The sequence below is a fragment of the Bradyrhizobium sp. LA6.8 genome (assembly GCF_040547935.1).
In the GTDB taxonomy this organism is placed as follows: domain Bacteria; phylum Pseudomonadota; class Alphaproteobacteria; order Rhizobiales; family Xanthobacteraceae; genus Bradyrhizobium; species Bradyrhizobium barranii.
On sequence record NZ_JBEPQQ010000007.1, the window covers coordinates 200,823 to 222,772 of the forward strand.

The 21,950-nt window shown below is 55.5% G+C and carries 17 protein-coding genes; 13 read left to right on the plus strand and 4 right to left on the minus strand.

Annotated elements, in window-relative coordinates; translation table 11 throughout:
- Position 1: 1 nt before the first annotated feature.
- Complete coding sequence (locus ABIA90_RS30190) at positions 2 to 451, minus strand: hypothetical protein (protein WP_354119244.1); 450 nt, start codon at positions 449 to 451, stop codon at positions 2 to 4.
- Here ABIA90_RS30190 and ABIA90_RS30195 point away from each other — a divergent pair.
- The 4 genes from ABIA90_RS30195 to ABIA90_RS30210 all read left to right on the plus strand — a co-directional run bounded on the left by ABIA90_RS30195 (position 344) and on the right by ABIA90_RS30210 (position 4,394).
- Positions 344 to 1,486 carry an MBL fold metallo-hydrolase gene (locus ABIA90_RS30195; RefSeq protein ID WP_354119234.1) on the plus strand — a complete coding sequence of 381 codons (1,143 nt, stop codon included), beginning with the start codon at positions 344 to 346 and terminating at the stop codon, positions 1,484 to 1,486. The two genes, ABIA90_RS30190 and ABIA90_RS30195, sit on opposite strands and share 108 nt — an antisense overlap.
- A gap of 1 nt (position 1,487) precedes the next feature.
- A complete protein-coding gene (locus tag ABIA90_RS30200) occupies positions 1,488 to 2,399 on the plus strand; it encodes a hypothetical protein (protein WP_354119065.1) in 912 nt (303 codons plus the stop codon).
- Positions 2,400 to 2,424: 25 nt separating this feature from the next.
- Positions 2,425 to 3,144, plus strand: a complete 720-nt coding sequence (locus ABIA90_RS30205) for a metallophosphoesterase family protein (protein WP_354119066.1) — start codon at positions 2,425 to 2,427, stop codon at positions 3,142 to 3,144.
- 323 nt (positions 3,145 to 3,467) lie between these two features.
- Positions 3,468 to 4,394 carry an HNH endonuclease gene (locus tag ABIA90_RS30210; RefSeq protein WP_354119067.1) on the plus strand — a complete coding sequence of 309 codons (927 nt, stop codon included), beginning with the start codon at positions 3,468 to 3,470 and terminating at the stop codon, positions 4,392 to 4,394.
- Positions 4,395 to 4,421: 27 nt separating this feature from the next.
- On the opposite strand, the gene ABIA90_RS30215 is transcribed toward ABIA90_RS30210, so the two are convergent.
- Both ABIA90_RS30215 and ABIA90_RS30220 read right to left on the minus strand, forming a co-directional pair.
- Entirely contained in the window at positions 4,422 to 5,210 is a 789-nt protein-coding gene (locus ABIA90_RS30215) for a CBS domain-containing protein (protein WP_354119068.1), read from the minus strand.
- 87 nt (positions 5,211 to 5,297) lie between these two features.
- Positions 5,298 to 5,669, minus strand: a complete 372-nt coding sequence (locus tag ABIA90_RS30220; protein ID WP_354119069.1) for a hypothetical protein — start codon at positions 5,667 to 5,669, stop codon at positions 5,298 to 5,300.
- A 68-nt stretch (positions 5,670 to 5,737) separates the two neighbouring features.
- Here ABIA90_RS30220 and ABIA90_RS30225 point away from each other — a divergent pair, with 68 nt between their 5' ends.
- The 4 genes from ABIA90_RS30225 to ABIA90_RS30240 all read left to right on the plus strand — a co-directional run bounded on the left by ABIA90_RS30225 (position 5,738) and on the right by ABIA90_RS30240 (position 11,525).
- Positions 5,738 to 7,306: a recombinase family protein gene (locus ABIA90_RS30225; protein WP_354119070.1), complete on the plus strand. Its 1,569-nt coding sequence runs from the start codon at positions 5,738 to 5,740 to the stop codon at positions 7,304 to 7,306.
- Complete coding sequence (locus tag ABIA90_RS30230) at positions 7,303 to 8,217, plus strand: plasmid partitioning protein RepB C-terminal domain-containing protein (RefSeq protein WP_354119071.1); 915 nt, start codon at positions 7,303 to 7,305, stop codon at positions 8,215 to 8,217. The genes ABIA90_RS30225 and ABIA90_RS30230 overlap by 4 nt, the downstream gene beginning before the upstream one ends.
- Positions 8,214 to 9,113 carry a plasmid partitioning protein RepB C-terminal domain-containing protein gene (locus tag ABIA90_RS30235; RefSeq protein WP_354119072.1) on the plus strand — a complete coding sequence of 300 codons (900 nt, stop codon included), beginning with the start codon at positions 8,214 to 8,216 and terminating at the stop codon, positions 9,111 to 9,113. Before ABIA90_RS30230 ends, ABIA90_RS30235 begins: the two co-directional genes overlap by 4 nt.
- 591 nt (positions 9,114 to 9,704) lie before the next feature.
- On the plus strand, positions 9,705 to 11,525 hold the full coding sequence (locus ABIA90_RS30240; protein ID WP_354119073.1) for an AAA family ATPase: 1,821 nt from the start codon (positions 9,705 to 9,707) through the stop codon (positions 11,523 to 11,525).
- Between the two features lie 343 nt (positions 11,526 to 11,868).
- Here the strand turns inward: ABIA90_RS30240 and ABIA90_RS30245 are convergent, their stop codons facing one another.
- Positions 11,869 to 14,484 (minus strand): NB-ARC domain-containing protein, encoded by a 2,616-nt coding sequence (locus tag ABIA90_RS30245; protein ID WP_354119074.1) that lies wholly within the window; start codon positions 14,482 to 14,484, stop codon positions 11,869 to 11,871.
- A 318-nt stretch (positions 14,485 to 14,802) separates the two neighbouring features.
- Between ABIA90_RS30245 and ABIA90_RS30250 the strand changes: the two genes are divergently transcribed.
- The 5 genes from ABIA90_RS30250 (at position 14,803) to ABIA90_RS30270 (ending at position 21,939) form a co-directional block, all read left to right on the plus strand.
- Positions 14,803 to 15,792 carry a site-specific integrase gene (locus tag ABIA90_RS30250; protein WP_354119075.1) on the plus strand — a complete coding sequence of 330 codons (990 nt, stop codon included), beginning with the start codon at positions 14,803 to 14,805 and terminating at the stop codon, positions 15,790 to 15,792.
- Positions 15,793 to 15,837: 45 nt separating this feature from the next.
- On the plus strand, positions 15,838 to 16,218 hold the full coding sequence (locus tag ABIA90_RS30255) for a hypothetical protein (RefSeq protein WP_354119076.1): 381 nt from the start codon (positions 15,838 to 15,840) through the stop codon (positions 16,216 to 16,218).
- Positions 16,219 to 16,638: 420 nt separating this feature from the next.
- Positions 16,639 to 17,607, plus strand: coding sequence for a hypothetical protein (locus tag ABIA90_RS30260; protein ID WP_354119077.1), 969 nt, complete (start codon positions 16,639 to 16,641; stop codon positions 17,605 to 17,607).
- Between the two features lie 1,606 nt (positions 17,608 to 19,213).
- The gene (locus tag ABIA90_RS30265) at positions 19,214 to 20,755 is read left to right on the plus strand and encodes a type I restriction-modification system subunit M (protein WP_354119078.1); all 1,542 of its coding nucleotides are present in this window, start codon (positions 19,214 to 19,216) and stop codon (positions 20,753 to 20,755) included.
- A complete protein-coding gene (locus ABIA90_RS30270) occupies positions 20,752 to 21,939 on the plus strand; it encodes a restriction endonuclease subunit S (RefSeq protein ID WP_354119079.1) in 1,188 nt (395 codons plus the stop codon). Before ABIA90_RS30265 ends, ABIA90_RS30270 begins: the two co-directional genes overlap by 4 nt.
- Positions 21,940 to 21,950 lie beyond the last annotated feature (11 nt).

Genomic DNA, 21,950 nt, shown 5'->3' on the forward strand with positions numbered 1-21,950 from the left:
CTCACCAGCAGGTGATGTTGCGCCGGAACAACACGGACATTTTCTTCTCGAAAAGCCGCAATTTCTCGGGCGCTCGTTTGAATATAGATAAGTCGTTGCCTGGAGCCGTATTCGCTTTGAAATTTCCCCGCCCATCTCGCAGTGCCCTCCCCTCCGCCAAAAACGCCATCGCCTGGTCGCAAGTGACGGCCGAACCCGGCTCGGCCGCCAAGACCAACCGCTGATGACCGAAGCAGCCGGTTCGTTTCGCGGACGTGTCCACCGCGGAACGCAGCAAATTGGTGGCACCTGCATCGAGCTCGAGGCCGCGGGCGAGCGAATCCTGCTCGACCTTGGCCTTCCGCTGGATGCCGACGGCGCGTCCGACGATCTTCTCCCGCCTGTGGCCGGGCTTCGCGTCGAAGATCCAACCCTGCGTGCGGTCGTCCTCTCGCACGGACACGGCGATCATTGGGGTCTGCTTCCCCTGTGCAAACCCGACGTCCCCCTCGCCATGGGCGCCGCGACGGCGCGTATCATGCGCGCGGCGGCTCCTTTCGTGCCTAACGGCTTCGTGCCAAATGTTTCATTCGAGCTGAACGATCGCAGGACTTTCCAGATCGGTCCGTTCAGTATCACGCCCTATCTCGTCGATCACTCGGCCTATGATGCCTATTCGCTGCTGATCCAGGCGGCCGGCCGGCGTCTGTTCTACAGCGGCGACATCCGTGCCCACGGTCGCAAGGGCGGTCTGTTCGAGCGATTGGTCAGCCATCCGCCCCGCGATATCGACACGATGCTGATGGAGGGGTCGAGCCTCGGCCGTCTCGACGAGCACACGCAATTCCCGACGGAGGACGAGATCGAGGCGCGGCTGACCGAGAGTTTTGAGCAGCCAGGCTTCGTCATCCTCTCGGCGTCCGCGCAGAACATCGATCGCATCGTCAGTATCTATCGCGCCTGCAAGCGCAGCGGCCGGACGCTGCTGCTGGACCTCTATGCGATGGAGATATTGCGGGCCACCGGCAACGAGCGCTTGCCGAACGCCGGCTGGCCCAATTTGTCGGTCTATGTGCCGGAATATCAGCGGCGACAGATCGCAAGGAACAAGCGCTTCGACCTGCTGGATCCCTACAAATCCGCACGGATCTACCGCGAGCGCATCACCGAGATCGCCGATCGCACCGTGATGCTGTTTCGTCCGGCAATGGCCCACGACGTGGAGGCCGCAAATCTCTGGCCCGGCACCAGAGCGATCTGGTCGCAATGGGACGGATACCTGAAGGACGGTCCTGGCGCCGGACTGAAGGCGGATCTCGCGACACGCGGCGTTCCCATCGAGATCATCCACACCTCGGGCCACGCCAGCATCCTGGATCTCAAGCGGCTCGCGAACGCAATACAGCCGGACAGGCTGGTGCCCGTTCACACATTCGAAGGCGACAGTTTCTCCAGATATTTTGACAACGTCACGCGACGCAGCGATGGCGAATGGTGGGAGGTATGAGATGAGCTTCAGACGCGGAATCCGGGGCGACGACTTTCGCAAGGCACTCGAGACACTCGCCCAGCAGGATGGCTGGTGGAAAGACGTTCTCGCCGATCCCACACTCATCATCGGCATTCGGGACGAGTACCTGAACGTCTATTGGCAGGGACAATCCATCTTCAAAGTGTCATTCAAGGGCGGGAAAGTGACCGCCTCGACGCATGAAAAATATCTGCTGAATCCGGACCTCAAGGATCAGGTTTCGCTCGTCGAGGGGAAGTTCGCCTTCGGCAGCGCCGAGCCAAGAATGCTGACGCGCGAATACAAGCGCACAGAGACGCTGGCGAAGCTCAAAAGGGCGGCATCGCTCTATTCCGGACAGGAGAAGGAAGGCGTCCACGAGATCGCGACGTCCAATCTCTCCGTCGTCGACGTCGAGATTGCGATCAACGCATCCGGCGTCCCCGGCATCAAGCGGAACCTCCTCCGCATGGACCTGGCGAACTTCGAAACGACGGCGACCGGCGTGGATCTAGTGTTCTGGGAGGCCAAGACGTTCAGCAACCCCGAGCTGGAGAACGGCGACATTGTCGGTCAGATCGCGGACTATCAGAAGGTGATCGACCTTCACAAGACGGAGTTCGATGACAGCTATCGATGCGTTGCGAAGAATCTGGCCGAGATGGCGGAATGGAGCAACGGACACCGCAATGTGGCTGCGGCGATCAGCGCCGTTGCGGACGGGGCCAAGCTCAACGTGAGCAGCGCCAATGTCGGGCTGCTCGTGTATGATTTCACCGCGGTTCAACGCGATCGCAAGGACAAGGACGGCAAGACGCTGAACGACAGAGTGATTGAATCGCTCGCGAAGGTGGGCGTGGGTCCGGAGCGGATTAGGTTCAAAGGCACGACAAAGGGTCTCACCATCTAAGTTGGCACGCGGGAGAAACCTGGCTTTGCATCTTCCCGAGCACGAAGAGCTCACCTTCGCGATCGGCGACATCCACGGCTGCTTTGACAAGCTGACGTCGCTTCTCGCCGCATGCGACCAGATTCGCGGCCAGCGGAGCGCCCAGTTTGTCCTTGTCGGAGACTATATCGACCGGGGCCTCCAGAGCCGCGAGGTGATGGATTTTCTCGTCGGCAGCGAAGGGAAGCAGGACCGCCCCTTCGTCTGTCTGCGGGGTAACCATGAGGAGATGCTGCTTCGCGCAGCCGACATGGAGCGCACCGACCGCGACCTCATGAATTGGTGGGGCAACGGCGGCGAGCAGACGCTCGACAGTTACGGGATTGACGATCCCGCCGACCTGCCGAGCGAGCATCTCGACTGGATACGTGCGCTTCCGCTGATGAAAATCGAGCATGGACGAGTTTTCGTCCACGCTGGGCTACGGCCGGACGTGCCGCTGGCGTCACAATCCGAGCGGGACCTGCTGTGGATCCGGGAACCCTTCCTGTCGTCGGATCACGACCACGGGCTTTTCGTTGTCCATGGCCATACGCCGGTCCGGACCGGGACACCCGATCTGCGGGCCAACCGGTTGAACCTGGATACCGGCGCCTGCTTTGGCGGCCCGCTCACCGCGGCCGTGTTCGCCACCTCGGAGACGGGCCCGTTGATGTTCGTGACCGATTCCGGCGAGATCTCGGGACCGGCCGCCCTCCGGGATTGAAGAGCGAAGCATAAGACCAGGAATTGGGCGATGCCGGGCGTCCGGGCCCGGGCAAAGCGGAGGTTGCCCACCCCCCGCCAATCGGCTAAATGAACCTCGACTAGCACCCGTAGCTCAGCTGGATAGAGCGTTGCCCTCCGAAGCTGGAATAAGAACGGGCATATCCCTCCATAGATAAAGGGTTTCCTTGCTTCCGGTGCAGCATTTCCTGCTGCCAGGCACACGCGGGCCACAGTTCGCTCGAGGACTTTCTCTTTCGAACTCGGCATGAGCTATGGCAAGCTCAGCGGTATGCTCCGATCGTCTCCTCGGTGATTCCCTCTATGGAAGCAGCAACGTTCGACAAATCGATGCGGGTTGCTGCCTTTGAGCACGTCCGACGGCTAACTGAGCTCCACTCGCATCTGACAGCAACGGAATTGAGGCCCGGCTTCATATTCCACGGTGAACGAGTGCCCCTGCTCAATGAGCGCCGCGGCATCTTTAAGCCTCGCCAAATGCACCATCTGCTGTCTATCAAGACCGTCTTTCCAAAGCCGGGAGCCAGGGTTTGGTATGACGATCAAAGGGAGGTTCATCGTCAGATATTCGAAGGTGACGAGACGGTAGATTACGCCTTTATGGGCGAGGATCCCAACTCGGCTGACAACCGCTGGCTAAGGGAGGCATGTGAAAACGCCGTTCCGATCATATACTTTCTCGGAGTGGCGCCGGGACGTTATCAAGCATTTCTTCCGGCATTCATATCGAGCTGGGATAGTCGCACGTTAAAGGCTGGGGTAGTGTTCGGATCTGTCGAGCACGGCCTGATCCCACCATCTGAGGGGCCGGAGCGCAGATACGCCCTTCGGACGATAAAACAACGCTTGCATCAAGCCACCTTCAGAGAGGCGGTGATTGCAGCTTACAGTGGACGGTGCGCCCTTTCAGGGCTTCCAGAACCCCTCCTATTGGATGCTGCCCACATTGTTGCGGACGCCAATGAGCGGATGGGACAGCCGCTGGTCTCTAACGGGCTCCCTTTGTCTAAGATCCACCATGCCGCCTTCGATGCACACCTGATCGGCATCGATCCGGACTTTGGAATACATGTTTCAGAGCGGCTACTGAACCAAAACGATGGCCCTATGTTGGATGCCCTCAAACAATTGGACGGCCGCCGCATCCGGCTTCCCGACCGAATGCGGGATCGTCCGGACCGAGATAGGTTGGCGGCGCGCTATGAGATATTCAGGGTCGCCTCAACCTAGCAAGACCTTATACGAAGGTTAAGCACGTTATTTTGCCAGAACTGTCGCCGACAATTGGTCCTGAAACTGATCCGTCAGATGCAACATTTCCCGAGCGATTTTGCAGACATTCTTCGCCTGGGCGGGTGCGGACGCGTATTCGTTCGCGTGGGCTATGCTGTTTCTTAGGCTTTCGATTCTCTCAAGCGCAGCACTCAACGCACTCCGCTCCGGTTCGGGCAGTTTCTGCGTTAGGATATCGCGCTTGTCGCAAAATTGTGTAAAGAGGAGCGTGTCGACATAGCCGTCGTCGGACTTTGCTTTCTTGCGTTCCTCCTCAATTTTCGCCTGTCGCCCGTTCGTTAGAAACCGCATCCAATCCTCGCTTTTTGGATGTCTCGTTCGGATCAGATCAGCCATCGTCATCTCTAATCCAGTAATCAGCGCGAACAACGCGGCCCTGACTGGAAGTCTTTGCAAGTCAGAGAGACTCACCAATCCGACGACCTTAGTGCCTGAGATCACCAAGCGGCACTGCTTTTCGTCCGCATCTAGAACAAAATCCAGAATGCTTGCATCGGCTCCAAGCAGATAGTCCTCGGATAGAGGAACATAGCATTGCCACACCGTGCCTAAGGTGCGTCGCTCTCTGTGAGCTGCGGCATGGAACATCCCGGCAAAACGATGCGTTTCATCAACGACTGGAAGAAAATCAAAGTCCTCGGGGTTGCGCTGAAGCACGTCTGAGATGAGCTCGTGAGGCGTGCAAGTTTTCAACTCACTAGCTGATGTGGCAATTAGACCCACCGTGAGTCCGCTGTGCAGCGCCTTGAACACGCCCCGACTTCCAGACAACCCGCTGCTTGCCCACCGATTGCCCATGTCGCCCCCAAAGCTGATCTGACTCACTACCCAACTAACATTCTACCGCTGCCGGAGGATCTCGAGCAACTCGGCTAGCCGACGCTCGATGTCCTCAATCTTGGCACCAATGAGCAGCTGATCACGATTAGCCATTGAAAGAACCGCCATCAAGACGGCGTCGCAATGCTTGATAAGCGTCACCAGATGATCTCCGCTGGGCCCGTAGCGACCGGCGAACCAATTCTTCACAGTGCGCTCATGGGCTCCAGTCCAAGCCGCAACGATCTTCACGTGCGCACTGGTCTTTCCGAGCTCCTCGTTTAGGGCAGATGCAATCCTCGCAGCAAAGATCTTGGAATGAGTTCCATGTTCGATAGCAAGTTCATCATTCTGCTCGCCAGGAAACATCTTGCCCTTTTTTGGAAACGACATTCCCTCACCCTGCTTCTTATGATCGGAGAGCCCGGTGGCCGCTATGCGACGGCGCGAAAAGAGCAACGATGGGGCGCCGCTTGATACGTCGATCTTTCAAAGTTGAAGAACGCGATGGCGACATAAAGCGCGCAGCTGCTTATGTCCGCATGTCAACTGACCATCAGAAATATTCGACCGAGAATCAGCTTGAGACGATCGAAAGATACGCCGCAAACCGGGGTTTCCGAATTATCGAGACCTTCGAAGACTCGGGTCGAAGCGGACTAACAGTTTACGGCCGAGAAGGCCTCCAACGCCTGATGCGCGAAGTGCAGACTGGCCAAGCCACCTTTTCGGCAATTCTTGTATACGATGTGAGTCGATGGGGCCGCTTCCAAGACGCAGATGAGGGCGCTTACTACGAACATGTCTGCTCTCGCGCCGGAATTCGAGTTCACTATTGCGGCGAACAATTTGACAACGATGGCAGCATCGGTTCGGTCTTGCTTAAGAACGTAAAGCGGGTGATGGCCGGTGAATACAGCCGAGAACTCTCCGTCAAAGTCTTTGCGGGCCAATGCAGACTGGTCGAGTTAGGGTTTCGGCAGGGCGGGCTTGCAGGGTTTGGCCTCAGGCGTCAGCTGATTGACGAAAATCGCACGCCGAAGGCAATGCTTAACCGCGGAGATCGGAAGAGCCTTCAGACAGATCGAGTTGTGCTTACTCTCGGGCCGATTGAGGAAGTGGAACAGGTTCGTCGAATCTATGCAATGTTTGTCGAGCAAGGATTGTCCGAGAAAGAGATTGCCGAACGCCTAAACATAGCCTGCAGTCTCACCGACTTGGGGCATCCTTGGACGCGGGCTTCGGTCCATCAGATCCTCACCAACGAAAAGTATATTGGGAACAATGTTTTCAACCGCGTCTCTTTCAAGCTCAAGCAGAGGCGCGTTGTAAACAGTCCGGATACCTGGGTTAGAGCGGAGGGCGCATTTCCCGCCGTGGTCAGCCGCGAGCTATTTGAGCGAGCTCGCACGATCATCGATGCTCGCAGCGCTCACTATACCGACGAGGACCTTCTGTGTCTGCTGCAGGAGGTTTTGAAAGATGAAGGCTATCTTTCTGGGCTTATCATCGACGAGCGAGACGACATGCCATCGGCAAGCGCCTATCGGCATCGATTTGGGAGTCTGATCCGGGCATATAGCCTGATCGGATATATTCCAGATCGAGACTATTCATATATCGAGATCAACCGCCGGATCAGGGATCACCATCCCGCAATTGTCGCCACGATAGTTCGCGGCTTCGAGCTAGCGGGCGGTCATATCGTGGTGGATCAAAATCAGCTTCTAACTATAAACGACCAATTCACGGCAGCCGTCGTGATCGCGCGAGCCTGCATTTCTGGCACCGGTTATCGCTGGCACGTGAGGTTTGATACGAGTCTCGTCCCAGATCTTACCATCGCAGTCCGATTATCAACGTCGAACACCGACATATTAGACTATTACGTCTTTCCTAGACTCGATCTCACGACATCGCGGCTAAAGCTCGCTCAAGACAACGCACTTCATTTGGATGCCTATCGATTTGATGAACTAGATTCGCTTTATTCGCTGGCTAGACAGTGTCCCTTTGAGGAGGCTGCATGAATACGCGAAGCACAACAGGCGGTCCTCGCCTAGAGATTAGGAATATACCAATCAACCAGATTCGCATCCTAAACCCTCGCGCGCGCAATCAACGAAATTTTCGCGAGATTGTGGAGAGCATAGCGAAGGTTGGCCTGAAACGTCCTATTACGGTCAGCCCATGCACCTCTGAAGGGGATTCTTATCGATATGATCTGGTATGTGGGCAGGGCCGAATAGAAGCATTCCTTCAACTGGGCCAGCAACAGATTCCGTCCATCGTAATTCAAGCAGAGGAGAGCGACTGTCTCGTTATGAGCCTAGTCGAGAACTGCGCTCGTCGTCACCACCGCGCAATCGATCTATTAGAGGACATCAGCACCTTACGAGGTCGCGGTTACGATGAAAGAGAGATTGCCAGCAAGATTGGCGTCAGCCTTGACTATGTTCGGATGATCAGCACGCTCCTATCAAAAGGGGAAGAACGCCTCGTCCATGCCGTCGAAACCGGTATTCTGCCTCTAAACATGGCAATCGAAATCGCCCGATGCGACGACAATGAGGTGCAGCGCGCTTTGACACAGGCCTATACGGAAAAGAAGTTGCGAGGCGCAAAATTGGTTGCAGTCAGACGCGTGATCGAACAGCGCCAAAGGCGAGGCAAGCACCTGCACGGTCAGAGCTTTGGACGACAGACGTCCAAGAGGCCCCTCACGAGCGAATCGATGATTAGGGTTTACAGGAAGGAGGCCGATCGCCAGCGCCTATTGATCAAGAAAGCCGAAGTAACTCAGAACCGATTGCTGTTTGTGGTCGAGGCAATCCGAGCCCTGCGCGAAGACACTGAGTTCGTCAGACTATTGCAGGCCGAAGACCTCGCGTTGATGCCCGCAATCTTGCAAGAGCGACTCGCAGCGAGGCCAAATCAATGAATCGATACGTCGATCCGGGTGCATTGCCCGAGGTAATGCAGGCCTTTAGCTCAGATACCGTCCATATCGATATCTCTGCGATCCTGCCCGTGCGCGCAATAGGCAAGACCGTAAAGTCTAGCCGCAAATACCAACAAATTGCCTGTTCTATCAGGGAGATTGGCCTTGTCGAACCGCCGGTTGTTTGCCGCGACAAGCAGGGGACGGGTGCATTTCTTTTGCTCGACGGCCACCTTCGGATTGAAGTCCTAAAAGACCTTGGAGAAGCGCAAGTGGAATGCTTGTTGTCTAGCGACGATGAGGCTTTCACCTACAATAAGAGGATAAGCCGGTTGTCAGCCATTCAGGAACAGCGAATGATAGCGAAAGCGATCGAACGCAACGTTCCAAAGGAGAAGATCGCTAGAGCACTCGACATCAACGTGCGTAGCTTAGTCCGTAAGGCAACGCTGGTCGAAGGCATCTGCGAAGAGGCTGTGGCGCTTCTCAAGGATAAGATGTGCCCGATGGCCGTCTTCGACGTGTTGCGAAAGATGATTCCGATACGGCAAATTGAGACGGCAGAGCTTCTGACCAACGCAAACAACTATTCGGTGGGGTATGCCTCGGCCATACTCGCCGGCACACCTCAAGCGCAGCTGGTAAACTCGTCCGCGCCGAAGCGAATGAAGGGCATGACTGCGGAAGCTCTTTCACGGATGGAAAGCGAGCTCTCAAAGCTGCAGCAGGCGATAACGTCGATCCAAGACACCTACGGCCAAGATCACCTGCACTTTACGGTGCTTAAAGGTTACTTGGCCAAACTCATCGACAACACGAAGGTCGCTAAATATCTCGAAAGACGCCACCCCGAGTTCTTCAGCGAATTCAAGACTCTCGTTGAGACGACGGCATGACGGCGAGACATGCTGGAGCCCCGTTTTTGTCTAAGGGGACCCGGACCCTATAAGCGCGGGGACCACGGGAGAAGCCGCACCTGGAGGCGGAGCAATCGTGGCGATGGGGATGGCGGCGAACCCGCGCGGAGCCCATTAGGCCGGCGAGCTTTCGCTGGCTAGGGCAACCAGGCCGGAGTGGTGGTCGATCGACCGGCCGGCACTCCGGTCTGAGCAGGTCAGGTAGACCGTGGCTCTGGCCGGGCAACGAGCTCCAAAAGAATTTGCTAGACGAACGCAATTTGCGGCCTGAAACTGCACAGATCGCTATGCTCTTGGCGAGTCCCCCCGAAGCCTACGAGACCACCACCCCCGGCGGACCGAGAGTGCGGCCATCAATATGATGCCTGCGATCAAAGGCACACGAGCGACGCCTGCCAGCGCTCAAAATTAATGGCGAAGCTCGCGAGACCCACCCAAATCGGCTCTCCCCCCGATTTCAACATTCTCCTTCGCGCGACCATTTTGCCTTGTTGTCAGCGATGTTCTATTCAGAGCCCGCTGCCCATTCGAGGCTGGGGCGGACAGACGAAAAATGGAAGCAAACCTAAAATGACTGCTCGCTCTGATTGGAAAGACACGCTTGCCAAGCAACTCAGTGCATTAAGTGAAGAATCTTGGCTAGACTACCAATCAAGCCCAACTTTCAGACGAGCGTGGAGCACGGCCGGAGTCGAGCAAGTAGAAATGGTTGCGTGGATCGAGCGCCAGATCGCGAACACTCCTCCTGACCGGGAACAGTTTATTCACGAATTCTGTGACCAGCTCGCTTGGTATTTTTGCGCTCTGATGTCGCCCGGCCTTATCAATATAGGGCAAAATGCGATTGCCGATGCCGTCTTGGATGGCTTCGCTGCCGCGCTTGGATCAATTCCCGAGTTTGCGGAGTCGAAACGTGAGGCAATTCGTAGATTGACCGAGGTTACAGATCACTTTCCCCTTATGCTCGAGACTCTTGCCAAGAATGGCCGAGAAGAGGAATACATCTCATTTGTAGCATCGGACAAACTCGCAGCCTTGCTAGCGGCCTCGCCTTTGGGTGATGGATACCTACTGCCGCTGCTCTCTGTTGCGATAACACTTTTAGCCGCCTTCGGACAGTTTGAGCGCGATCGCTTCAACATGCAGGCAAACGCCTTCATAACAGAGACGTTGAAATCAGCAGGATTGCGTGCGTTCGCTGCGACCAACGCGCTCACAGAGGTGGCAAGCCGGATCAACCAAATTGGATTCGAGCGACCTGAACTTCTAAGGGGCGAACAAATTATTCGCACCATGCGCGAGGCCGTGACTAGCTATGAAGGTCATGCTGACCCTCGCCAATCAGCTAAGCGTGAATTGGTCCAGCAAAAGGCTGCAGCATCAGATAGCGAGCTCGCTCAAGCCTTAGCTGAGCTGAACGAGATGATCGGCCTCGATGCCGTTAAAAGGGAAATCATTTCCCTCACCAATTTTATAAAGGTTCAACGGCTTCGTGCTGCTAGGAACTTGAAACAGTCCCCAATCTCGCTTCACCTCGTCTTCTCCGGCAGTCCAGGCACTGGTAAAACTACCGTCGCGCGCATTGTAGCCAAGCTCTATAAGGCCCTCGGTATTCTCTCGTCGGGGCACCTCGTTGAGACCGACAGGAGTGGTCTGGTTGTCGGTTATGTTGGTCAGACCGCGACGAACACAAAAAAAGTCATCGAGAGCGCTCTAAATGGCGTTCTCTTTATTGATGAAGCTTATAGTCTCGTGAAGGATGCGCCGTGGGATTTCGGTCCGGAGGCTATCGAGACCCTACTGAAGCTAATGGAAGATAATCGTGATCGCCTCGTGGTGATCGTCGCGGGATACAGCGATCCCATGGCCGCCTTCATCGCTTCGAACCCCGGGCTTCAAAGCCGCTTCACGAGACGAATTGAGTTCGAAGATTATTCTGCGGATAAGATGCTGCATATTTTCGAGAAGCGGGCCGCTGAACATGGTTTTCGCCTGACCCCCGCCGCCGCTGACGCGCTCCTGAAGTATTTTTCATTGGTTGAGGGAGACGACGGATTTGGCAATGGTCGCGGCGTTAGAAATACGTTTGAGAGAGCAACGGTGCGCCACGCAGATAGAATAGCGGCGCTTCGAGATCCAGGCGACTATGATCTAACGACCCTCACTGAGGCAGACGTGGACTTTTCCGATTCACTTTTGGATGACGAGATGGAGATATGGGGCTCTGAGTTTGCACAGTGCGACTCTTACGAGCTCGACCTTCATGATCGAGTGTTCCACCAGAAATTTGGATACGGGAAGATAGTTTCGATTGATGGAAACAAATTGCTGGTGGACTTCGAACGCGCGGGCACGAAAGCTGTCGTCAACAGCTTCGTAGAGCGAGCCTGACTAGTTGTCCGAGGCCCGACGTTCCGTCCCAACATTGAGGCGAAGCAATCGTGATGCGGATGGTGCCGAACCCGGGGAGCCCATTAGGTCGGCGAGCTTTCGCTGGCGGCAGCAACAGATTGGAGTGACGGACGTTCGAGCGGTCGGCACTCCGATGGGAGCAATTCTAATAGACCATGGCTCTGGCAGGGCAAAGCTCTGCCGTGGAACTCTCCTTCTAAATCAATGCCCGCTTGCTTCAGCGACCTAGCTGAGTCACGATCCGTCACAGTGGCGGCGCAGCCAATGGACCGCTGCCCTTCAAAGCCGGAGCGGTTGCTTAAGCATTCCTGCTGACCAGCAGCTATTTGACTGCGTGCTTTGAGGCAAGCTCTACCCCAACGGCACATGGTCCTTGCTCGTTCTCTCCGAGACCGAACAAAACTCTATCTCCCTGCGTTACCGTCTCAAACGCGGCCATGGCCCGCATATGGTTTCGATGGAAGAACCATTCAGAGCCGTTATCTTCCCGTATAAATCCAAATTTCTTTTCGCGAACGATGTTCTTGATGGTGCCCATCCTTTGCCTTGCGGAAGGGGGAGTAACGTCCACGTCCTGCTCATCAGACGCGACAGGCGATGCTTGATTCTCGAAAAGCCGTTCAATCGCACCTGCTATCGAGCGAGCCAGCGAACAACGCTCACTACCTCTCTCGTCAGAGATAAATCGATGTATAAGACCGGTAATGCGAAATGCTGTTACGCGATGTTTTGAGTCCAGGATTTGCGGATTCAGATTGGAAACGTAATCGCCTAGCTGCTCTATCACCAAGAACGCCTCATTCAGATCCATTTGACTAATCGAGGCATTCAATCGCTGTGAATAGAGCTGAAACCAATTCTCAACGACCAGCTTTTTGGCCTTATTGGAAAGGTCGCTCGTTACCAGCTTGTGCAATTTCTGCTCTGCCAGTTCGAAATTACGCGTCCTAGTATAAGCTCTCGCCAGCTGAATCTTGATGCTCGCCTCTTGGGTATCGAGCTTTGCCGCTTGCTCCAGTTGTGCTACCGCACGTTCAGGCTCATCGATCTTGATGAGGAAGCCAGCATAAAAATAGCGCAATGGGGCATAGTCGCCACAGAGTGAGATTGCACGCTCGTAGGCATCTTCCGCTCTAAACGTATTTTGCATAACGAATGACATAAATGCTTCTACGCGGTGCACCTCAAAGTAATTTGGCGACATATTCATCGCCTTTGCAAGATGCGCTTCAGCCTGCTCTCGCTGCTCCTTTCTCAATGAAGTTAAAGCTGAAGAAAGGTAGTCAGCGACAATGAAGTCGCTCCCAGCATGCTCTTCTCTGATGAAGATATGGTTCGGATCGTAAATATTCGGCTTTCCTTTGCGCCTTGCCATTAGTCGATCGCGCGCAAATGAGAGCTGGCTTTGCTTGGCGCGGAGCTCTTTTTGTCTCTCAAGAGATGGAGAAAAGTAGTTTCTCACGTAAAAGTTCGCGAGCGGCTTCACCATGTAGAAATCGTCACCGCCAAGCAGCTGACTTGGCGTGATCAAAATCAAGTTTGCGGCTCTTAGCTCTCTGAGCGCGTTGGACAACGCGATAAGCTCTTCCGAGAGTAAGAAATGCAGAGATGAAAGCGTTTGAGGTCGACTAGAGATAATCAGTGCATCCAGCACAGTCCTCGCAGACTGAGACAAACCGTCGACCACGTTCGCAACGCAAAATCTCAGCACAAGCTTAGGATCAGCGAGCAAAGATGAAGGACTGCCACCGGCTCGTATCGCTTGCGCAAACCATTTGATGGCTAACGGGCTAAAATTGAGCCGCGCGCAGGTATCTAGAATGTAGTCTCTCTTCTTATTTTGAAGCTCCGGCAGCCCGTATACATCGCAGATGCGTTTGAAATACTCTACCCCTTCCCGTTCGCTCAGCTGTTGCAGCTCGACCGGAAAATCAAGTGCTCCAAGCCCGACGCGCGTCGTAAAGAGTATCTTGCTCCCTTGTGGAATATCAGCAGCAAAGCGTCTAATGCGCTCATCGAGCACCGTTTCGAGATTGTCAATAACAAGCAGAATGCGGAAGGTCTCCAACCATTGACGGAGGCCTTGCATCGGGTCGGAACCAGGCGCGCCCCCCAACACAGCACTCGCAGCAGAGAAGATACTCAAGGAATCTTTTATAGACCCTTCTATGTCCTTTATTGCATCGGCGGTCAGGACCGTGGTCTTGGCGGTGGTCCAAACGATGGCATCGAACTGGTTCGAAGACTCATCAAGGATGTCGTAAAGCGCCTTCAGCGCCAATGAAGTTTTTCCCAGTCCTCCATCGCCCAGAATTGTGATGATCGGAAAACTACCTTTTATCGCCTTCTTGAGTCGATCCAGGTGATCCGCTCTGCCGACAAAACCCGTGTCATCGAAGTCGGGCGATGGCAAGTTGTTTAGAATAGTGTCCCGAACCTCCAGCTCGAATTCATCCTCGTGCTCGAAGACATAAGCCGGATTGCGCCTAAGTGTCTTCAATAGCTCCGCAGTGGTGTTCCAGCTGTTCTGATCAGCAGACGTCAACTCCTGACAGAAGTTCTTGACGAAGGGCAAATCATCGAAATCAAGGGGGCGCCCATGCATCACTCGATTTCTGATATTAACCAAAGTTTCGATCGTCTTATTTTTTGCAACCAGTCTCGCAGTCTGCGTCGGAATAAACTCCTTGGATCGATTCAGAGTTTGGAAGTGGTCTCCTAGGTTCATGAAATCCAGAAGATCGATCTCATCAGAATGACCTTGAACAAGCTCCGGCGACTTTTGCATTCGCTGCTGAGATTCCGCAATAAGAGCGGCAGGAAACACTTCGGCAAATTTCTTTTGGGATAAGATTGACTTGACTATCAGCTGTCGCACGTCAGTTTCCACGGCAGAGATCAACACGAATAGCGTGAGTCGCTGTTGGCTTATGATCATGGGTTTCCTCGAACGTCTGCATTGCGCGCACCCTAGAGGAGGCGAACATGATGTCAACGCTCGGTTGCGCGGAGCCGCATTTCTCGCTCATCGTAGAGCGTTGCCTCATCACGGCAACGCAGCTCGATCGCGATCGCAGCTGCCCCTGTCCGGTCCCCATTGTTCCCATAGGCGTTTTCGCGTCCTGGCTCCGACGGTGGCTGGGAATAGGCACAGACGCGGCACACCCCACTTTTCCCACACAGCGCCGGGATAATCCTTGGCACCGAGTCACCGGCGTCCTTGTATCGAGAAAACAAGGTGATCCGAGCACGGTCTGTGGCAACTATTCGAAAGCTCAGAGGGCGTTGGCAGGCGCAGGTGCGTCGTCGCGGAGTCCCACCCCGCGCCAAGTCGTTCGATACGAAGACTGCAGCCGAACGTTGGGCCCGCGACCTTGAAGCGGAAGCCGATAGGTCTGGCTGGGTCGCTGATACGCGAGCTGCCGAGAAGACGACGCTAGGGGAGCTTCTCTCCCGTTACGCCAATGAGGTGACACCTGGCAAGCGTGGGGCCGTCTCCGAGAAAGCGCGGATCAACTCAATTTCGCGCTGCCCCATCTCGCACCGGACACTCGCCAAGCTGACCAGCTCGGACGTCGCAACTTATCGGGACGAGCGGCTCAAGATCGTGGCTCCGGCGACAGTTGTCCGAGAGCTCAACACGATATCGCACGCGATCGAGATCGCGACCCGCGAGTGGGGACTCTGGGTGCCCCGCAACCCGGTCAAACTGGTCAGACGCCCGCCAGTCCCACGTGGTCGAACGCGAAGGCTCAAAGACGGCGAAGAGCAGCGTTTACTCGACGCCTGCGACCGCGGGCGCACCCCGCTGCTCAAGCCGCTGATCATCCTCGCCATAGAAACAGGAATGCGGCGAGGCGAGCTCTTAGATCTCAAGTGGGAACACGTCGATCTCAAACGAGGGGTCGCCCACCTGCCGTTGACCAAAAACGGCGACAGCCGCGACGTTCCCATGTCACGCCGCGCTGTTCAAACTCTGCAGGATCTCCGGAGCGCCGGCGTCAGATGCGATCGAGTGTTCGCCGTGACCGGGAATTCGGTGCGACTGGCGTTCGAGCATCTCCGAGTCCGTGCCGCGATGTCGGATTTGCACTTTCACGACTTGCGACATGAGGCGATCTCTCGGCTCTTCGAGAAGGGTCTCAACATCGCCGAGGTCAGCGCGATCTCGGGACATCGCGAGCTCAAGATGCTGCAGCGCTACACCCACCTGCGCGCGGTCGATCTGGTCGCACGCCTTGGGTAGCGCCCCCATCCACTCAAATCACCCCAGCAAACAGGAAAAGAGAGAATGCTCAGAACTACACTTACGCTCGTCGTCCTAGCTACCATTTCGGTCGGCACTAGCTACGCCCAACAACGCCCGCTGACGGATGCTGAGAAGAAGATCATCACGAGCACGTATGGGAGCCGGCTAAAGGATCCACTATCCGCTCAATATCGATGGCCCAATCTGATCAAGGCTCAGGCTGACGCGCCCGACTACTGCTTCCAAGTCAACGCGAAGAACTCTTACGGTGGCTATGTAGGTTTTCAGACCGTCTTGGGCTCCGTAACGCAGCGGAACGGCACTGTCGTAAGCTATCGCTTCAAAATGGGCGCCGAAAGCAGTTCGATGATGAATGATACAGCAAGCGAATTTTGCGCGATCGGCGGCTACAAATTTGAATAGCCTGCCGTCTCAAGCTACCCTCTAGGGCTTTGCGAGAAGCGAAGTCCTAGAACTATTTTCGGAAGTCCAATCCATTGCGTATTGGGGCCACCGGAATTTTTCGGGCTATCCTTGGCCGTTACTATCACCACGAGTCCAGTCACATCCACTGTGGGACTTGCAGCGGCAATGTAGCCGTGGATGGGCGGAGCAGTTCCGACGTCAGTTCGGGTTCCATCCGTCGGACCGGCTGTCCTGTTCATATCCAGCTGCTGTAGCAGCGCGACAGACTCAAACCGTCGGGCTTACTGTGCGCCATCGATTCTTTGATCTTGGTCGAAAGATCTTCGATCAATTCCAGAGCTGGCCGCTATATGGGACTTACCAATCTCACTCAAGCCAAGAGACAGCCAAGATATCGTTTTGGCTGAATGAAAAGCTATGCCCCGATCTCAATCATCTATTCCGATCGACCGCACCTTCGTCGAAAAGTGCTTTGAAGCCGCGCTGAAGCTTTCGGCCAAAGAGGGAAGCCAGGAACATTCCTTGATGACTACAAAGTGGTTCGGCTATAGATTTATGCATCCAATGGACGCGACCAACCTATTCGCTGAGCAGTATCTGCAGGCTTATCGCCGCAAATGGGCCAGAAATTTTGCGACCAACGAAGCCGCCGAAAAACTGGCATTTCATCGGGGTAATTGGCGCAGCAGCAAGACCGAATTCACGGCTTGCTGGAAAGCACGTCAGTTTGTCGATCGACTTGGACTTCCATACGATTTCTTCTGCGAGCATGCCCTCGAGTTCTTTCTGCGACGGGGCTATCAGAAGCCACCCCGGCCGAACCAGCTCTACTGCGAGCGAAACGCCCCTCCTCTCGCGGAATACATCGCGGAAGTCTGGACTGCTCACAATGAAGCTTACTTCATGGTGTCCAATCTACCGCAGTATCACCTTTCAAACTTCAGCGCCCACCTGAACCAATACGCGCACCAAGACTGGGTAGTCCGGGTCGTCAGGGAACGACACATGAAGCCCGCACTGATCGCGAGGGTTTGCCAGGAACTGAAACTTCTACCTCTCGATCGAGCCTATTTCGAGTTCGGGCCTCGGAGGGTCGAACTGGCCCTCGAAGAAGCCGTCACAGCGCCCGCCGTGGCCGCCGCTCTGAAAACGCAGGAGCTGCGACCAAGTTGTTTTGCCATTCTGCACGCTTTTGCTCGCGAAAACCAAACCTGTGCAGAGTGCCCCTTCGCTGAACATTGTGAAAGAGTGACCGAAAAACTTGGAAAGCACATTGCGCAAAAATGTGGCGATACAGACCCAGTCCGGGCAAGAACACGCAGCCTCACTCGGGATCGTGTCCGTCGGCTCCGCCAGCGCAGGAAGTTACCTTCACCTTTTCCGTAGCTGTCGCTTTAGCGGCTCCCTCTACCCCCGGAGCAGTGAAATCGGCGCCTTGAAATGCTTGGATGTAACGCCTTCCATATCTCTATATTCTTATAAGAGTAATAGAGTATATGGGAGGCGTTACATGGGTGATGTCTCCGGAATTGAGGATACTCCGGTTAGAAGGTTTCCTTGGATCGAAAGAGCTCGCGGTGACGCAGGCGGCTCCGCCGCTTCATTCACCAACTTTACGTGCATGCAGGTCTGCTCGACCCTCCATGTTACCTGGCTGAGAGAAGCCCGCGGATTCATCGGGAGGCCTCTTCGGCTCGACCGACTAGCGTTTCCAGTTAGCTCACCAGCGGCCTCCTAATCTGATTCTGGAGCCCATTGGCTACAAATGGCTCGCGTCCAGATTAGAGAGTCAGCTCCTCGATGGGGCAGATCAGCCCCTAAGCTCGTCGGCCAGGGTAATCCACGAACTGCGCTGGCCGATTTGCTCCAGTCAGCTCGATCCATTGCGTATCGCTGCGACGTCAATTTTCATTCGTAGACCAATCGGCGCTTGAGTCGCTTAGACAAGGATCCGGAATACGATAGTAAGGCCTTAAACGAGCGGACGCTTCACATGAACACGCACACACGCTGCTCCATTGAACAGAATTTCTGTTCGTTCTGCACAGAAGTCCTGTGCGCTTTGACAGTTCTGGAGGCCAAAATCTGTGCGAAGTGACGAGAAAAACGCAGTTACATTTCTATGTTATAGAAACGCAACACGCGATTTTCCGCTGAAATTCGCGAACTGAGCACGAATCACACGGAGAAAATTTTGCATTCTGTTCCCAGTGGGCGGCAGGGTTGAAGACGTCCCAGGCAGACAGAACGCACTTGTTGCCGAAAATGACCCGCTGAAAAATAGGTTCAGATTTTTAGTAGCGGATCAGCCTGGAGCTAGCCTGACAATCTCCAGAAACGCTTTCTCACAAGCTTGAATGTATATTCGCTGCTCGGGTAGCAGGCGCAGATTGTTGCCGCCGCGAGGCACCATTCCGGCGGTCACACGCTCCAAATCAATGTGCTAGCTCATCACGAGCGACAAAACTGAAAACGGGTCCGAGCAAAATGACCGAACTTCGCTAGATCAGCTGCTGAGACCTAACGCGGCGGAGTCCTTTCGTTTACCCTTGGGGCTTGTTCAAACGAGCCGGCATAATCTTAGAATCAATGTTTCATCCCACGGTCCAATGGCGCAATTTTGTTGCTTTGGGTTTGAGCTAGAAGAACGCTTCGCCTGTCGCAGACATCGTCGCGGTTAGAAGCGGTCGATCTATGTAGATTTCGGCTCTCGCAGCTCGTCTCCTCCCTGCGGTCCGGCCGTCGCTTTATAGACCAGGATTCCAAGGCGGCCTTCATCGACTGCGAGCTCACGTCCTCGACGTCGTCGTCGCTGGACGTCGAATCGACCTCAACCGGTGGCTCTTTGTCTCAGTCCTCGTCGTCCCAGCGGCAAATCAGAGGGCGGCTGACGATCCAGTAGGTCCACCAGAAGCTCCCAAGCCGGGCGCTGTTGGCGTCTTTCCTATTGATCGCCAACCCATTAGGTTGCCTCCCAGATTTGGGGGGTGGCATGCTGACGGGTGAACTTCGGTCGAAGATCGACGGGGTATGGAATGCGTTCTGGGCGGGGGGCATCGCCAATCCGCTCGAGGTGATCGAGCAGATCACCTATTTGCTGTTCATGCGCGGCCTGGACGAGGCCCATACCCGCGAGGAAAACAAGGCGAACCGGCTCGGTAAGCCGATGGAGCGCCGGATCTTCCCCGAGGGCAAGGATGGCCTCGGCAAGGGCAAGGGCGTCGCCTATGAGGACATGCGCTGGTCCAAACTGAAGAACAAGGACCCGGCGACCATGTTCGAGCTGGTTTCCGAACACGTCTTCCCTTTCCTGCGCAACATGGCCGAGGCCGGCACCGCCCACGCTGACCATATGAAGGGCGCGCGCTTCACCATCCCGACGCCGGCGCTGCTGGCCAAGGTGGTCGACCTTCTGGCGGACATCCCGATGGAGGATCGCGACACCAAGGGCGACCTCTACGAATATATGCTCGGCAAGATCGCTAGCGCCGGGCAAAACGGCCAGTTTCGCACCCCGCGCCACATCATCGCGCTGATGGTGGAGATGATGGCGCCGGGGCCGAAGGACGTGATCGTCGATCCCGCCTGCGGCACCTGCGGCTTCCTGGTCGCGGCTGGCGAATATCTGCGTGAAAATCATCCAAAACTGTTCCACGACGTAGCGAGCCGCGACCATTTCAATGAGGAGATGTTCCACGGATTCGATTTCGACGGCACCATGCTGCGGATCGGCTCGATGAACATGACGCTACATGGCGTTGAAAATCCCAATATCCGCTACAAGGATTCGTTGGCGCAGGAACATGCCGGCGACGAAGGCCGCTACAGTCTGGTGCTCGCCAATCCGCCGTTTGCGGGTTCGCTGGACTACGAGACGACTGCGAAGGATCTACTCACGGTTGTTAAGACCAAGAAGACCGAGCTGCTCTTCATGGCGCTGTTCATCAAGTTGCTGAAGCCCGGCGGGCGCGCGGCGGTGATCGTTCCAGACGGCGTGCTGTTCGGCTCCTCCACCGCGCATAAGGAAATCCGCCGCATGCTGGTCGAGGATCAAAGGCTCGATGGCATCGTCAAGCTGCCATCCGGTGTGTTTAGGCCTTATGCCGGCGTCTCCACCGCAATCGTGCTCTTCACCAAGACCAACTCTGGCGGCACCGATAAGGTCTGGTTCTACGATTTGCAGGCCGATGGCTTCTCGCTGGATGACAAGCGCAATCCATCTCTGCCTTCGGAGAAGATCGGGCCGAAGGCAAAGCTCACCGATGACGAGCAAACGAAAAACAACTTGCCCGACATCGCCGCCCGCTGGAAGCAGCGGCATGCAGCTGAAGAAGAACGCCCACGCACGGCGCAAAGCTTCTGCGTGCCCAAGGCCGAAATTGCAGCGGCCGGCTACGATCTCTCGATCAATCGTTACAAGGAGATTGTGCACGAGGCCTCTGCCCATCGTCCGCCAAAAGAGATCATCGCAGAGCTGAAGGCGCTGGAGCTGGAGATCGCGGAAGGGCTGGACGAGTTGGAGGCGATGTTATGAGCGCCTATCCTGAACTATCGTTAGGCGAGTTTTGCGAGACAGGAAGCGGCGGAACACCCAGTCGGGCAAACGCGGACTTTTACAGGGGAGGCATTCCTTGGGTGAAATCCGGAGAGCTCCGCGAAGGCGTAATAACTGACACAGAGGAAAAGATCACGGAGCGCGCCGTCAAGGAGAGCAGCGCTAAGATCGTCCCTAAGGGCGCAATATTGCTTGCCATGTATGGCGCAACCGTCGGACGTATGGCTTTTCTGGGCATTAATGCTGCTACTAATCAAGCCGTGTGCAACATTCGACCGGATCCCAAGCGCGCGGATTCGCGCTACGTGTTTCATTGCCTTCAATCGCAGATAAATCACTTTTTGGGCCGTGCTGCTGGCGGGGCACAGCCGAACATCTCGCAGGGCATAGTCAAAGAAACAAAAATCCCCCTTCCCCCACTCGAGGAGCAGCGGCGGATCGCGGCAATCCTGGACAAGGCGGATGCATTGCGACGCAAGCGCAAACGCGCGCTCGATATGCTCGATGGCCTTACTGAATCGATCTTCTTTGATTTGTTTGGCCATACGGGGGATGACATTTCCAAGTGGGGCGCACCCGTCGCTCTGTCTGAATTCGCCGAAATCGGTTCCGGAATAACGAAGGGAAGAAAACTCACCGGGCAGGCCACGAGACAAGTCCCCTATCTGGCGGTAGCGAACGTGCAAGATCGCAGGCTTGAACTTGGGGGCGTCAAATCCATCGAGGCGACAGAAGATGAAATCGCTCGCTATCGTCTAAGAAAAGACGATCTGCTGCTGACAGAGGGCGGCGATCCTGACAAACTTGGCCGCGGCACTTTGTGGGGTGGAGAATTGGACGAAGCAATCCATCAGAACCACATCTTCAGAGTGCGGATTAAATCTGAAGCTATCTTGCCTCTTTTCCTGAATTGGCTGGTAAGCAGTCCCTATGGGAAAAGATACTTTCTGAGCGTGGCAAAGCAGACCACGGGAATCGCTTCGATAAACAAGACTCAGCTTTCGGCGTTCCCCGCTATTTTGCCGCCGGTCGATCTACAATACAGATTTGTTGGATTGGCCGAACAAGCGGCTATCCAGGCAAAGCGTTTGCTTTCGTCTTCGGACAACACGGAATCTCTCTTCTCCTCCCTCCAATCCCGCGCCTTCTCCGGCCAACTCTAATCGGGCAGCCG